14 protein-coding genes are annotated in these 11,842 nt (G+C 37.6%); 2 read left to right on the top strand and 12 right to left on the bottom strand.

Annotated elements, in window-relative coordinates; translation table 11 throughout:
* Window positions 1-2: 2 nt before the first annotated feature.
* The gene (locus tag A1D25_RS03415) at window positions 3-728 is read right to left on the bottom strand and encodes a 1-acylglycerol-3-phosphate O-acyltransferase (protein ID WP_157394300.1); all 726 of its coding nucleotides are present in this window, start codon (window positions 726-728) and stop codon (window positions 3-5) included.
* Window positions 729-910: 182 nt separating this feature from the next.
* Between A1D25_RS03415 and tpx the strand changes: the two genes are divergently transcribed.
* The gene (gene tpx, locus A1D25_RS03410) at window positions 911-1,408 is read left to right on the top strand and encodes a thiol peroxidase (RefSeq protein WP_157394299.1); all 498 of its coding nucleotides are present in this window, start codon (window positions 911-913) and stop codon (window positions 1,406-1,408) included.
* An 89-nt stretch (window positions 1,409-1,497) separates the two neighbouring features.
* Here the strand turns inward: tpx and A1D25_RS03405 are convergent, their stop codons facing one another.
* A complete protein-coding gene (locus A1D25_RS03405) occupies window positions 1,498-2,820 on the bottom strand; it encodes an anaerobic C4-dicarboxylate transporter (RefSeq protein ID WP_157394298.1) in 1,323 nt (440 codons plus the stop codon).
* A 157-nt stretch (window positions 2,821-2,977) separates the two neighbouring features.
* Here A1D25_RS03405 and dapF point away from each other — a divergent pair, with 157 nt between their 5' ends.
* Window positions 2,978-3,802 (top strand): diaminopimelate epimerase, encoded by an 825-nt coding sequence (gene dapF, locus A1D25_RS03400; RefSeq protein ID WP_157394297.1) that lies wholly within the window; start codon window positions 2,978-2,980, stop codon window positions 3,800-3,802.
* 92 nt (window positions 3,803-3,894) lie between these two features.
* Here dapF and A1D25_RS03395 read toward each other — a convergent pair whose 3' ends face one another.
* The 10 genes from A1D25_RS03395 to A1D25_RS03350 form a co-directional block, all read right to left on the bottom strand.
* On the bottom strand, window positions 3,895-4,314 hold the full coding sequence (locus tag A1D25_RS03395) for a F0F1 ATP synthase subunit epsilon (protein ID WP_157394296.1): 420 nt from the start codon (window positions 4,312-4,314) through the stop codon (window positions 3,895-3,897).
* Between the two features lie 39 nt (window positions 4,315-4,353).
* Window positions 4,354-5,727 (bottom strand): F0F1 ATP synthase subunit beta, encoded by a 1,374-nt coding sequence (atpD, locus tag A1D25_RS03390; protein WP_157394295.1) that lies wholly within the window; start codon window positions 5,725-5,727, stop codon window positions 4,354-4,356.
* A gap of 20 nt (window positions 5,728-5,747) precedes the next feature.
* Window positions 5,748-6,614, bottom strand: coding sequence for a F0F1 ATP synthase subunit gamma (atpG, locus tag A1D25_RS03385; RefSeq protein WP_157394294.1), 867 nt, complete (start codon window positions 6,612-6,614; stop codon window positions 5,748-5,750).
* Window positions 6,615-6,637: 23 nt separating this feature from the next.
* Window positions 6,638-8,179, bottom strand: a complete 1,542-nt coding sequence (gene atpA, locus A1D25_RS03380; RefSeq protein ID WP_157394293.1) for a F0F1 ATP synthase subunit alpha — start codon at window positions 8,177-8,179, stop codon at window positions 6,638-6,640.
* Window positions 8,180-8,191: 12 nt separating this feature from the next.
* Window positions 8,192-8,725 carry a F0F1 ATP synthase subunit delta gene (gene atpH, locus A1D25_RS03375; protein WP_157394292.1) on the bottom strand — a complete coding sequence of 178 codons (534 nt, stop codon included), beginning with the start codon at window positions 8,723-8,725 and terminating at the stop codon, window positions 8,192-8,194.
* Between the two features lie 13 nt (window positions 8,726-8,738).
* Window positions 8,739-9,209: a F0F1 ATP synthase subunit B gene (gene atpF, locus A1D25_RS03370; RefSeq protein ID WP_157394291.1), complete on the bottom strand. Its 471-nt coding sequence runs from the start codon at window positions 9,207-9,209 to the stop codon at window positions 8,739-8,741.
* Between the two features lie 63 nt (window positions 9,210-9,272).
* Entirely contained in the window at window positions 9,273-9,527 is a 255-nt protein-coding gene (atpE, locus tag A1D25_RS03365) for a F0F1 ATP synthase subunit C (protein ID WP_157394290.1), read from the bottom strand.
* Window positions 9,528-9,626: 99 nt separating this feature from the next.
* Window positions 9,627-10,418 (bottom strand): F0F1 ATP synthase subunit A, encoded by a 792-nt coding sequence (gene atpB, locus A1D25_RS03360; RefSeq protein WP_157394289.1) that lies wholly within the window; start codon window positions 10,416-10,418, stop codon window positions 9,627-9,629.
* Window positions 10,419-10,446: 28 nt separating this feature from the next.
* The gene (locus tag A1D25_RS03355; RefSeq protein WP_157394288.1) at window positions 10,447-10,833 is read right to left on the bottom strand and encodes an ATP synthase subunit I; all 387 of its coding nucleotides are present in this window, start codon (window positions 10,831-10,833) and stop codon (window positions 10,447-10,449) included.
* Window positions 10,834-11,006: 173 nt separating this feature from the next.
* Window positions 11,007-11,834 carry a fimbrial protein gene (locus A1D25_RS03350; RefSeq protein ID WP_157394287.1) on the bottom strand — a complete coding sequence of 276 codons (828 nt, stop codon included), beginning with the start codon at window positions 11,832-11,834 and terminating at the stop codon, window positions 11,007-11,009.
* Window positions 11,835-11,842: the final 8 nt, after the last annotated feature.

Below are 11,842 nucleotides of genomic sequence, written 5' to 3'. Positions count from 1 at the left end.
TTCTACTTTTTTTGTTTTAATTGAGCAACTTCTTGATCTAATTCAGCTAATTTATTTGCCATTAGCGTGTGACATTTTTCAATGAACTCTTTAATATTTTCTCGGTTGTAGCCCGCTGTATCAATCGGCTCAAGCATTTCGCAAATAGCAGTGCCATTATCCCAGCGATTTAAATCAATTTTATTATGTAAGCTAGAGCAGACTACTGGCACAATAGGTACGCCTGCGGCAATCGCTGTATGGAATGCTCCTGTTTTGAAAGGCAATAAACCACGCCCACGACTTCTTGTTCCTTCAGGAAACATCCAAATCGACACTTGTTGCTCTTTTATAATATCTGCGACTTTATTCATTGTGTTGATAGCACTACTGCGTTTTTCTCTATGAATAAAAATATTGCCCGTTGCCCAATAAACCAGACCAAAGAACGGGATCCAAATTAAACTGCGTTTTCCAACGCTGACGGTTCTTGGTGGTACCATTGATGCAATAGATAACATATCGTAATTATTTTGATGGTTACCGATATAAATGGCAGGTTGAACTTCGTTTTGCTTGCCACGAATAATCAATTTAAGACCGACTAGACGGTGAAGCGAACCAAAAGCTCTCGCAACAACGCCAACAGAACTTGGGTGGCGTAAGCGAATTAAGGCATAAATTGTACCCACTAAACAGATTGCAATAGCAGCAACAACAACAGCAATAACACGCAATAACTTCAACATAATAAAAACCTTTGAATAAAAAATTAGGGATAAAGTATAACGAAAATCGCTGAAATTACCATAAACAAACGCTAGGATTTACGTTGAATCAATTTATTAAATCAATTTTAATTACGTTAAAAAATCGTTATATTAGTAAAGCTTTTAAAGCATCAACCCATTTTTTTGATGAAGGATAAATTATGACTCAAATCACATTAGGCGGTAATCCGATTGAAGTAGCTGGTACATTCCCAGTAAAAAATGCAACTGTTGAAAATTTTACTTTAGTAAACAATGGATTAGAAAATGTTGCATTAGCAGATTTTGCGGGAAAACGTAAAGTATTAAACATCTTCCCAAGTATTGATACAGGTATTTGTGCAACTTCTGTGCGTGTATTCAACCAAAAAGCAGCAGAGTTAAATAATACAGTGGTGCTTTGCATTTCAGCAGACTTACCTTTTGCACAAGCTCGTTTTTGTGGAGCTGAAGGTATTGCCAATGCTCAATCACTCTCAACTTTCCGTAATAAAGCACTACATACCCAATTAGGCGTCGATATTGCAACAGGGCCTTTAGCTGGTTTAACCGCTCGTGCTGTGATCGTGTTAGATGAAAATAACACCGTTTTACACAGTGAGTTAGTACCTGAAATTAAACAAGAGCCAAACTACGATGCTGCATTAGCAGTACTTTAAAATATTTAATATAAAGCGGTTAGATCTTTGCAAAAATTTGCAATAATCTAACCGCTTTATTTATTCAAGCTAATATAACGATGTTGTCGTTACAGTAAGATACTTGAGAATAATAAACCGAAGCCTAAGCAGAATGCCATACTTAATAAGCCTGGTAACATAAAGCTGTGGTTGAAGATATATTTCCCGATTTTCGTTGTACCTGTACTATCGAAGTCAATAGATGCAATGATTGGTCCGTAGTTTGGGATAAAGAAGTAACCATTTACTGCAACAAATACCCCAATTAAAACAGGTGCTGGGATACCTAGTGCCACAGCGATTGGGAATAATGTCGCAACCGTTGCACCTTGGCTATTTACTAATACAGAAAGAACAAACAGAGCAAAGGCAAACGCCCAAGGAGCAGCTTCTACTAATCCTTGAACCATTCCTTTTACTTCTGTCATATGACCTTGCATTAAAGTATCACCTAACCAGGCAATACCAAAGATAGCAATCACCGCACGCATACCTGCGTGGAATACAGAACCTTGAGTAATTTCATTTCCGTTTGGTTTGCAAATTAAGATAATTAACGCACCAACTGCTAACATTACGATTTCAATTGTATGTGCCATTCCCATTGGTTTACCATCAAATACTGGACGAAGTGATGGAATAGCCCCCATTACAACAACAAGTAACGCACCGAATAAGAATAAGCCCACTGATGTTTTTGCAGTTGATTTAATTTCGATAGTTTCTGGGTTAGTACCTGCGTGGTTTAATTTTACATACTCAGGATCTTGTAATAAACGTTGATAATGTGGGTCATCTTTTAACTCTTTACCCAATTTATTAACGATTAAACAAGCACAAAATAAACCTAGGATAGTAGCAGGAATTGTTACGCCTAATACACTACCTAATGTAATGCCTTGTGGCTCAAGGTACGCAACCACAGCAACTACAGCTGCAGCAATCGGACTTGCCACAATCGCAAATTGAGAGGCAATTACTGCCATTGAAAGTGGACGCTCTGGACGAATACCATTATGGCGGCTTACTTCTGCAATAACAGGTAATACAGAATAAGCAACGTGCCCTGTACCAGCAAGAACCGTAAATGTCCAAGTTACTGCTGGGGCGATAAATGTAATATATTTAGGATTACGACGTAAAATATTGGTTGCGATTTTGATCATATAATCTAAACCACCAGCCGCTTGCATTGCAGCGGCGGCAGAAACGACTGCCATAATCATCAACATTACATCAATAGGTAAACCTGCTGGTTTTAACCCAAAGCCGAAAGATAAGATAGCTAAGCCAACACCGCCCATTACTCCAAGACCGATGCCGCCAATTCGTGCACCAATCAGAATACAAAGTAATACAACGGCAAATTGAAGAAGAAACATTGCGGACATAATTGCTCCATTGTAATTTTCAAAAAAAAACTTCATACTGACGAAAAATTCTAGCGATCATTCGCCCCTTCCCAATAGAAAGGCGAGCAATATATCAATAAATAAATATAATCGCTATAACTCAGATCAATAAAAATTTCTAATTATAGGAAAATATATGCAATTTTCTAAAATGCACGGTTTAGGTAATGACTTTATGGTCATTGATGGCGTTACGCAGAACGTTTATTTAACGGAAGACATTATCCGTAAATTAGCTGATCGCCATCGTGGCGTTGGCTTTGATCAACTCTTACTGGTTGAACCACCTTATGATCCTGATTTGGATTTTCACTATCGTATTTTCAATGCAGATGGAAGTGAAGTCTCTCAATGTGGTAATGGTGCGAGATGTTTTGCTCGTTTTGTTACATTAAAAGGGCTGACTAATAAATCAGATATTGGTGTAAGTACCGCCAAAGGCAAAATGGTATTGAGCCTAAAAGAAGATGGAAAAATTACAGTCAATATGGGCGAGCCAATTTGGGAACCAGCTCAAATTCCATTCACAGCTAATAAATTTGAAAAAAATTATATTCTTCGTACCGCTATTCAGACCGTATTGTGTGGTGTGGTTTCAATGGGTAATCCACACTGCGTGTTGCAAGTTGAAAATATTGAAACGGCTAACGTAGATGAATTAGGTCCATTACTGGAAAACCACGAACGTTTTCCAGAACGAGCCAACATTGGTTTTATGCAAGTCATTAACCGCAATCACATTAAACTGCGTGTTTTTGAACGTGGAGCAGGTGAAACTCAAGCTTGTGGTAGTGGTGCTTGTGGTGCTGTCGCTGTCGGTATTATGCAAGGACTATTAGATAATCAAGTACAAGTCGATTTACCAGGTGGCTCACTTAACATTGAATGGAATGGCGAAGGTACACCGCTTTATATGACTGGCGATGCAGTGCATATTTATGATGGTTATATTTATTTATAGGTGTAATAGTTGCTAACCATATTTTTCTTATGTTGTCAGCAACTCTTTTTATAAAAAATGCTTTAACTGTTCTGTTAAAGCATTTTATTTTCCTAGCGTTTATTTGCCAATTTCGTTTTTGTAAGCTCGTAAACTCGTAGTTTCGCAATCTCTCTTGCTAATTTTGCAGTGAGATCTGCATCATTAGTTTTGCCAAGATTTTCTTCTGCTTTACGTTTTGCAGCTAAAATGCGTTGTTCATCTAGTTCATCACCACGAATTGCTGTATCAGCTAAAACTGTTACTACGGTTGGTTGAACTTCAAGGAAACCACCAGAAACATAGATAAATTCTTCTTTGCTATCGGCAAGGTTAAACTTTACCATTCCTGGTTTTATTGCGGTTAATAATGGGGTATGCCCAGCATAAATACCAAGCTCCCCATCAATTCCTGAAACTCGAACACTCGTGACTTGACCTTTGAAGATTTCACGTTCCGCACTTACGACGGTCAATTCAAATTGAGATGCCATTTTGTTCTCCTGTTTACCTAATTAAAGTTTAGGGAACAATTACATCTTGTTCGCTCTTTCGATCACTTCGTCAATTGAACCCGCCATATAGAACGCTTGTTCTGGAATATGGTCGTATTCACCTTCCAAGATGCCTTTGAAACCACGAATAGTTTCTTTTAACGGTACATATTTACCTGGTGTGCCGTTAAATACTTCAGCAACGAAGAATGGTTGAGATAAGTAACGTTCGATTTTACGCGCACGAGATACAACTAATTTATCTTCTTCAGATAACTCGTCCATACCTAAGATGGCAATAATATCTTTTAACTCTTTATAGCGTTGAAGTGTTTTTTGTACACCGCGAGCAACGTTATAGTGTTCTTCACCAACAACGAGTGGATCTAATTGACGTGAAGTTGAGTCAAGTGGGTCAATCGCTGGGTAAATACCTAATGATGCGATTTGACGGCTTAATACTACTGTTGAGTCTAAGTGAGCGAAGGTTGTTGCTGGCGATGGGTCAGTTAAGTCATCGGCAGGAACGTAAACTGCTTGTACAGATGTGATAGAACCTGTTTTTGTTGAAGTAATACGTTCTTGAAGTACGCCCATCTCTTCTGCAAGAGTTGGTTGGTAACCTACTGCTGATGGCATACGGCCTAATAATGCAGATACTTCGGTACCAGCAAGGGTATAACGATAAATATTATCTACGAAGAATAATACATCACGACCTTCATCACGGAATTTTTCTGCCATTGTTAAGCCAGTTAATGCAACACGTAAACGGTTACCTGGTGGCTCATTCATTTGACCGTAAACCAGTGATACTTTATCTAATACGTTAGAGTCTTTCATTTCGTGGTAGAAGTCATTACCTTCACGCGTACGCTCACCTACACCAGCAAATACTGAGTAACCTGAGTGCTCAATTGCGATATTACGGATTAACTCCATCATATTTACGGTTTTACCTACACCCGCACCACCGAATAAACCAACTTTACCCCCTTTAGCAAATGGGCAGATTAAGTCGATAACTTTAATCCCCGTTTCTAAGAGTTCTGTACTGTTTGCTTGTTCTTCGTAGCTTGGTGCTGCACGGTGAATTGACCAACGCTCTTCTTCGCCGATTGGGCCAGCTTCGTCAATAGGATCGCCTAACACGTTCATAATACGACCAAGTGTTTTTGTCCCTACGGGTACTTTAATCGCTTCGTTCGTATTTTCAACTTTTAAACCACGTTTTAAACCATCTGAAGTACCTAGTGCGATACAACGAACTAAGCCTCCACCTAATTGTTGTTGAACTTCTAGGGTTAAACCTGATTCAACTTTTAATGCATCATAAACTTTTGGTACTGCATCTTGCGGAAATTCAACGTCGATGACTGCACCGATGATTTGTACAATTTTTCCAGTTGCCATTACCGTTCCTCTATTCTTGGTTAAATTGCTGCGGCACCCGCAACAATTTCATTTAATTCATTCGTAATACTCGCTTGACGCGCTTTGTTATACACCAACTGTAATTCGTTAATTAAATTACCTGCATTATCAGTTGCTGCTTTCATTGCGACCATTCGAGCTGCCTGTTCAGACGCAAGGTTATCGACAATTGCTTGATACACTTGAGATTCTAAATAACGGACTAATAAGCTATCTAATAGAACCTGTGGATTTGGTTCATAAAGATAATCCCAAGAGCCTTTTGTTTCTAGATTATCGTTCTCAAGTGCTGGCAACGGAAGAAGTTGTTGAACTGTCGGTTTTTGTGACATTGTATTTACAAAACGGTTATAGACGATATGAACTTCGTCAATCTCACCTTCTCGGTAAGCATTTACCATTCCATTTACAATACCAACTAAATCTTCCATTGCAGGAGTATCGCCTAAACCATTCACTTGGGCTTTGATCTCAATTCCCATATTTTGGAAAAATGAAATTGCTTTATTTCCAACTAAACCCAAGCGAACGCTTACACCTTTATCTTTTTGTGTTTTCAACTCATTTAATACGGTTTTAAATAAATTGACGTTCAAGCCGCCACATAAACCGCGATCGGTTGAAACGACAAGATAACCTACTTTTTTCACTTCTCTAGGTGTTAAGAAAGGGTGTTTATAACCAATACTTCCTTTGGCAATATGGCTAATTACCTTACGGATAGTTTCTGCATAAGGACGAGATGCACTCATTCTTTCTTGCGTTTTACGCATTTTTGATGCAGCAACCATTTCCATTGCTTTAGTAATTTTTTGTGTATTACGAACACTTGCAATTTTGGTTCTTATCTCTTTAGCACCTGCCATATTATTTCTCCGCTAAAGTAGAATTACCACGCACTATTCTTTTTGAAACTACTTAAAATCTCAGTTAATTGATCTTTAATAGCATCATTATAGTCGCCTGATTTCGATAGTTCTTTCATAAAGTCGGCATATTGAGTATTTGCATACTCTAACAACGCAGCTTCAAATGAACCAATACGTTCAACTTCTACATCGTCTAAGAAACCAAATTCAGCGGCAGCTAACACTAAACCTAATTGTGCTACTGACATCGGTGCAAATTGTTTCTGTTTTAATAATTCAGTTACTTTTTGACCGTGTGAAAGCTGTTTACGTGTTGCATCATCAAGATCTGATGCGAACTGTGCGAATGCTGCTAATTCACGATACTGTGCTAATGCTGTACGAATACCGCCAGACATTTTCTTCACAACTTTAGTTTGTGCAGAACTACCTACACGAGAAACTGAAATACCAGGGTTTACCGCAGGACGAATACCAGCATTGAATAAGCCTGATTCTAAGAAGATCTGACCATCAGTAATTGAAATTACGTTAGTTGGTACGAATGCAGATACGTCACCAGCTTGGGTTTCAATGATTGGTAATGCAGTTAAAGAACCTGTTTGACCTTTTACAGCCCCTTTAGTGAAACGTTCTACATAATCTGCATTTACGCGTGATGCACGCTCTAATAAACGAGAGTGTAGGTAGAATACATCACCTGGGAATGCTTCACGACCTGGTGGACGGCGTAAAAGTAGAGAAATTTGACGGTAAGCAACCGCTTGTTTAGATAAATCATCATAAACAATTAACGCATCTTCACCACGATCACGGAAATATTCACCCATTGCACAACCAGCATAAGGTGCTAGGTATTGTAATGCCGCAGATTCAGATGCTGATGCGACAACTACGATTGTATTTTGTAACGCACCGTGTTCTTCTAATTTACGAACTACGTTTGAAATTGTTGATGCTTTTTGCCCAATCGCAACGTAGATACATTTGATACCTGAATCGCGTTGATTGATGATTGCATCAATAGCTAATGCAGTTTTACCTGTTTGACGGTCACCGATAATTAACTCACGCTGACCACGACCGATTGGCACCATTGAGTCAACTGCTTTATAACCAGTTTGAACTGGTTGATCAACAGATTGACGATCGATAACACCTGGTGCAATTACTTCAATTGGTGAGAAACCATCGTTTTCAATTTCGCCTTTACCATCAATTGGCTGACCTAAGGTATTAACAACACGACCTAATAAACCACGACCAACAGGCACTTCTAAAATACGGCCAGTACATTTTACTTCCATACCTTCCGCTAAATCAGCGTATGGACCCATTACTACTGCACCAACAGAATCTCTTTCTAAGTTTAATGCAATCGCATAACGATTGCCTGGTAATGCAATCATTTCCCCTTGCATTACATCAGATAAGCCGTGGATACGAATAATCCCATCGCTTACTGAAACGATTGTACCAGTACTCTGTGCATCACTTACCACATTGAACTGTGCAATACGTTTTTTAATCAATTCACTAATTTCTGTAGAATTTAGTTGCATTTTTTATTCCTCTTACAAGCACAACTCAGTTGCTAAACGATTTAGTTGTCCACGACTACTACCATCAATAACGGTATCATCATAACGAATAATTACACCAGCAAGTAGTGAACTATCTACGTGTGAAACAAGACGTACTTTGCAATCAAGTCGCTTCTCCATCGCAGTTGCGATTTTAGTTTTTTGAGCTTCACTTAATTCTGTTGCAGAAACAACTTCAACTTCTTTAGTCGATTCGTAATCCGAACGAAATTCAAGAAATGCATTTAACACCGAAGGTAACGCACTTAAACGTTTATTTTCGGCCATAATACGAATGAAATTTTGCCCATATTGGTCAAGTTGCTCTGCACAAATTGCAATAAACATCTCTGCAATTTTGCTAGGTGCAAGTGAAGAACTAATAAAATCAGCTACTTCGTCATTTTCTGCAACGAGTGCTGAAAACTGTAACATCTCTTGCCATTTATCCAACTGACGCTGTTCTAAAGCAAAATCAAAAGCTGCTTTAGCATAGGGGCGAGCTACTGTAGTTAATTCTGACATCTGCCCCCCTCAATTATAGTTCTGCAACTAGCTTATCAATAATGTCATTGTTTGCCGCTGCATCAACAGAACGACCGACAATTTTCTCTGCACCAGCAACTGCTAATGCTGCCACTTTTTGACGAAGCTCTTCTTGAACTCGTTTACGTTCGTTTTCAACTTCTGCGTAACCTTGTTCAATAATTCTTGCTTTTTCTGCCTCAGCCTCAGCTTGAACAGATTCTAAAATTTCGTTACGACGCTTCGTAGCTAAATCAACAATTTCTTTAGCTTCCTCACGTGCTTTTACAAGCTCTTGTTCAACTAACATTTTAGTATCAGCTTGTTCTTGCTTAGCTTTTTCTGCACCCGCAAGAGCGTCAGCAATATTTGCTTGACGTGTTTCAATCGCTTTAATCAGCGGTGGCCATACAAACTTCATACAGAACCACACAAATAGTGCGAACGCAATCAGTTGGCCAATTAGTGTTGCATTTAAATTCACAACGCCCTCCTCAAAGTTGGATGTATCACTCTAACGAGTAATGATGTTATTTGCCCAACTTGATTAGCCTAGTAAACCAATAAATGGGTTTGCAAAGATAAATAGTAATGCGATACCTACCGCAATCATAGAAATAGCATCTAAAAGACCAGCAACGATGAACATTTTAGTTTGTAAACTTGCTGCAAGTTCCGGTTGACGAGCTGATGACTCTAAGAATTTACCGCCTAATAAAGCAAAACCAATTGCAGTACCTAAAGCAGCAAAAGCTAATAAGATTACAGAACCAAAGATTGTTGCAGTAATTACGTTTTCCATAAAAGTTCTCCTATAAGATGGAAAGATGATTAATGATAGTAAAAAAATAAAATGATTAGATGAGATTAACCCAAAGGCAAATCACTCTACTCAAAAGTTTTAGTGATCGGCCTTATTATAGCCAATACTTAAATAAACAACCGTTAGCATCATAAAGATGAACGCTTGCAGTGTAATCACAAGAATATGGAAAATAGCCCAAATTAAATGTAAAGGAACACCCAATGCTTGTGGTACAAAACTTTCAGCCATATACATTACAGCGATAAGCACAAAAATCAGCTCACCTGCATACATATTTCCAAATAAACGGAATGCTAAAGAGATAGGCTTCGCTAACAAAGTTACAACTTCTAATAGGAAATTTACAGGAATAAAAGCCCAGTGGTTAAAAGGGTGAAGGGTATATTCCTTAACAAATCCACTGAAACCTTTTGATTTAATCGTATAGAAAATAATTAAACCAAATACCCCGATAGACATACCTAATGTTGCACTAATATCAGCGGTAGGAACAGCTCGCAAATAATGAATACCTAATAACTCAGCAAATTGTGGAGGGAAATCAACAGGAATTAAGTCGATAGCATTCATAACAAATACCCAACAAAAAACTGTTAAAGCCAATGGAGCAACAACATCTCTTGGTCCATGGAAATTATCCTTAACAACACCATTTACCCATTCAACGAGCATCTCAACAAAACATTGAAATTTACCAGGTACGCCTGAAGTAGCATTTTTAGCTACTTTATGAAAGAAAAATAGGAAAAGTCCCCCTGCTAACAAAGAAAAGAACAAGGTATCCAAATGTACATGCCAAAAACCATCCCCAGTTTTGAGAAAGGTTAAGTGGTGACCAATATAATCAGCGGTAGTTTGACCAGCCATAATTTATCCCTTTGAAATTAAACGAAACCTATTTTGCTCGAAGCTTTAATAAAATGGGCAACAAGCTATTACATAGCAACATAAAAAAATAACCTACAAAAAAAGCCACAAAGTTCATTGTTGGATAGCTTTTAAAAGCAACCACAATCAGCACAATAGTGAGCAACCATTTAAGCCCTTCACCACGATAGAAAGCGGTCATTTTATTCGTATTTTTTGTAGATTGACGGAAAAAAATCCAATAAACAAATAAGCAATGAGGTAATAGGCTAGCTAAACTACCTACTAAAAAGGAAAGACCAGTCCCCATTGAATAAAAAAAAGTAATGCTACAAAACAGAATTAACAGTAAAACAATCTCAATAGAAATTACTTTATAGTAAAGTTGCCTTGCTTGACGAATAACTATCGACATTCCTTTTACTCTCAAAATTTGGTTAGTGCTTACAGAATACACTTCAAAATTACACAACCTTGCAAATTATACGTTACTCTATTTTTAATGCCAACCTCTAAACGAGAGAAAAAGTGTTAAGTTATTAACATTTTTGACATTTTTATTTATTTTTTGCAATAAAATAAATAAAACTAACGATAGGAAAAAGTAACGGTTGCAACAGCATTTACAGTTCCAGCCGAAACATTTCCCAAACTGACATATTTTGCAGAGAATCTATGTTGTGGATTTAACTGGTCTTTAGAAAACAGCCATTCTTTACCGAGTTCAATCGCTGTATTATCCTCTTTATAGAGTTTAATACCCACTCCTTTGGCTGTTGATTTATTAGTATCTAAACTAAGTATAGAACTATGATTCTGTATGTTATTTTGATCAAAGAAGGTTGTAAATGCTTTAACGTTTGGATCACAGAGCAATGCTAAATTAAAGTATCCACCAAAAACCTCAGAACCTTTATTGGTTAATTCACTTTGGAATGCACTAGCTAATTTTACGGTTTGATTGGCTTGCTGTAATTGGCAAGATCGTGCTTTTATTGTTAGTTGGGTAGGCTGTAAATTTATTGTATAAATAGTCTGATTATCGCTATTAAGTAAAGTCGCCAGTGTTTTGGATGCGATTGAGTAAGTACCTGCTTGCAAAGGTTTATATGCGATAAGATTCGTTGAAAGATTGCTATTATTCACACTTAAACTAATACCAATTCCATCAATATTTGTCGGATATACTTTTTGTCCTAATAGCTCAAGGGCTTCACTTTCAGTTTTTATATCAAACTGTAAGGAAACGTTTTCTGGTATTTTTATATTTTGTTGAGTTTGAGAAATGGTTTCAACCATAAAATTATCTCTTGGATAATCCCAAGATGTTGTAGGAAAAGTAATAGAAATAACTCGTGGATTAGCATAAAGAGGGCTAATCAATAAAGCAAAGAATAAACTCAATACTGGTTTCATTTTCTGTT

The organism is Ursidibacter arcticus (assembly GCF_009761375.1).
GTDB lineage: Bacteria > Pseudomonadota > Gammaproteobacteria > Enterobacterales > Pasteurellaceae > Ursidibacter > Ursidibacter arcticus.
Note: the sequence above shows the minus strand (reverse complement) of the source record. Positions and strands in the feature narration are given on the sequence as shown.

Coding starts and splice junctions, on each gene's coding strand:
- atpA (WP_157394293.1), bottom strand. CDS start 8,179: ATGCAACTAAATTCTACAGAAATTAGTGAATTGATTAAAAAACGTATT.
- A1D25_RS03350 (WP_157394287.1), bottom strand. CDS start 11,834: ATGAAACCAGTATTGAGTTTATTCTTTGCTTTATTGATTAGCCCTCTT.
- dapF (WP_157394297.1), top strand. CDS start 2,978: ATGCAATTTTCTAAAATGCACGGTTTAGGTAATGACTTTATGGTCATT.
- A1D25_RS03415 (WP_157394300.1), bottom strand. CDS start 728: ATGTTGAAGTTATTGCGTGTTATTGCTGTTGTTGTTGCTGCTATTGCA.
- A1D25_RS03405 (WP_157394298.1), bottom strand. CDS start 2,820: ATGTCCGCAATGTTTCTTCTTCAATTTGCCGTTGTATTACTTTGTATT.
- atpE (WP_157394290.1), bottom strand. CDS start 9,527: ATGGAAAACGTAATTACTGCAACAATCTTTGGTTCTGTAATCTTATTA.
- atpB (WP_157394289.1), bottom strand. CDS start 10,418: ATGGCTGGTCAAACTACCGCTGATTATATTGGTCACCACTTAACCTTT.
- atpG (WP_157394294.1), bottom strand. CDS start 6,614: ATGGCAGGTGCTAAAGAGATAAGAACCAAAATTGCAAGTGTTCGTAAT.
- tpx (WP_157394299.1), top strand. CDS start 911: ATGACTCAAATCACATTAGGCGGTAATCCGATTGAAGTAGCTGGTACA.
- A1D25_RS03395 (WP_157394296.1), bottom strand. CDS start 4,314: ATGGCATCTCAATTTGAATTGACCGTCGTAAGTGCGGAACGTGAAATC.
- atpD (WP_157394295.1), bottom strand. CDS start 5,727: ATGGCAACTGGAAAAATTGTACAAATCATCGGTGCAGTCATCGACGTT.
- A1D25_RS03355 (WP_157394288.1), bottom strand. CDS start 10,833: ATGTCGATAGTTATTCGTCAAGCAAGGCAACTTTACTATAAAGTAATT.
- atpH (WP_157394292.1), bottom strand. CDS start 8,725: ATGTCAGAATTAACTACAGTAGCTCGCCCCTATGCTAAAGCAGCTTTT.